The 393-nt window shown below is 31.0% G+C and carries 1 protein-coding gene; it reads right to left on the bottom strand.

Features of this window, described 5'->3' with window-relative positions; all coding sequences use genetic code 11:
• On the bottom strand, positions 1-393 hold a 393-nt coding region (locus CRV02_RS14980), incomplete at both ends, for a hypothetical protein (protein WP_164969038.1).

Raw genomic sequence — 393 nt, forward strand, 5'->3', positions numbered from 1 at the left:
ATCCATTATTTCCACCATTATTATCTACAGTTGTAGTTTTTTCACCTGCAATTTTTACATCAATACTTACTTCTGGTGCATCTGCAACTGCTATTACTTCTATATCTGTTGTATATTCAACATCTTTAAAGTTTCCATTCTCATCACCAATTTGGAATTTAAAACTTGTATCAGCATCACTATTTTCTTTTGGTTCATAAACAACATTACCTGCTGCAACATTTGCTAAAGATACAATTTGTCCTTCAGTAATCTCAATTTTTGTATCTTCTGTTACAGTATGAGGGTTTCCTTCTTTATCAATTATTATTTCACCTTTGTGAACAATTAGATATAAAGTACCTTCACTTGGAAGTTCAGTTATCTTGAACTGTTTTACAGCCTCTCCATATT

Source organism: Arcobacter sp. CECT 8989 (assembly GCF_004116715.1).
Taxonomy (GTDB): Bacteria; Campylobacterota; Campylobacteria; order Campylobacterales; family Arcobacteraceae; genus Halarcobacter.